Source organism: Desulfovibrio sp. Huiquan2017, from assembly GCF_017351175.1.
In the GTDB taxonomy this organism is placed as follows: domain Bacteria; phylum Desulfobacterota; class Desulfovibrionia; order Desulfovibrionales; family Desulfovibrionaceae; genus Pseudodesulfovibrio.
This window is the reverse complement of record NZ_JAFMPN010000038.1, coordinates 1-1084: the sequence shown is the minus strand read 5'-3', so window position 1 is coordinate 1084 and position 1084 is coordinate 1. Positions and strand designations below refer to the sequence as shown.

Genomic DNA, 1084 nt, shown 5'->3' with positions numbered 1-1084 from the left:
CCCGCCGCCTTGATCTCGCCCATGACCTGGACCACGGTGCCGTAGGGCACCTCCTTGTCCGCGCGCAGAAAGAGCTGCTTGTTCTGTCCGGCCACCAGCCGCTTCAGGTGGTCCTCCAGCTCGTCCATGGAGACCTGGTATTCATCCAGGAAGATCGCCCCGTCCCGCTTGACCGTCAGGACCAGGTGCTCGGAGTCCTGGGGCAGGTTGCGGACCGTGCGCGTGGTCGGCAGGTCCACCTCCACCCCCTGGGTCATGAGCGGGGCCGTGACCATGAAGATGATCAGCAGCACCAGCATCACGTCCACGAAGGGCGTGACATTGATCTCGTTGAGGAACCCGCCGCCGGTCTTGATCGCCATGGCCGACTCCTAGGCCCGCTCGGGCGTGTCCGCCCAGGCGATCTCGCGCTCGGCGCGGTTCAGGAAGGCCCCGGCGAAATCCACCATGCCGGATTCCACTTCGTTCAGCTTACCCAGGAAATAATTGTAGAAAATGGTCGCCGGAATGGCCACGAGCAGGCCGATGGCCGTGGCGATGAGCGCCTCGGAGATGCCCGGGGCCACCGTGGCCAGGGCCGCCGATTGGGCCTGCCCGATGGAATGAAACGAATGCATGATGCCCCAGACCGTGCCGAACAGGCCGATGAACGGGGCGGCGTTGGCGCAGGTCGCCAGAAACGGCAGGTTGCGGGTCAGGCCGCGCATCTCCTTGGAAATGCCTTGCTTGAGCACGCGCCGGAGCGTGTCCTTGACCAGCAGCCGCTTGCGATCGCGGTTGACCCCCGCCTTTTCGAGCAGGCGGAATTCCTTGATGGCCAGGGACGAGACCCGGGCCAGGGGGGATTCCTGGTCGCCCAGGCTTTTGATGCCCTTGGACAGGTCGCCCGCGGACACAAAGGCCTCGTACCCCTGGATGACCTTCTTGCGGGCCGTGCCGATGGTGAAGAACTTGAAAAAGATGATGGTCCAGCTCCACAGGGACATGCACGCCAGGAAAAGCATGACCAGCTTGACCGCCAGGGTCGCCCCGGAGAGCAGGGCCAGGATGGAGTTGTCGGGCAGAAAGTTCATGGTTGCACCTT

Annotated in this window: 2 protein-coding genes; both read right to left on the bottom strand. The window is 64.0% G+C overall.

What is annotated here, in order from left to right; genetic code table 11:
* A partial coding sequence (locus J0909_RS18250; protein ID WP_207265118.1) for an ExbD/TolR family protein occupies positions 1–362 on the bottom strand: 362 nt, incomplete at its 3' end.
* A 9-nt stretch (positions 363–371) separates the two neighbouring features.
* The gene (locus J0909_RS18245; RefSeq protein ID WP_207265120.1) at positions 372–1073 is read right to left on the bottom strand and encodes a MotA/TolQ/ExbB proton channel family protein; all 702 of its coding nucleotides are present in this window, start codon (positions 1071–1073) and stop codon (positions 372–374) included.
* Positions 1074–1084: the final 11 nt, after the last annotated feature.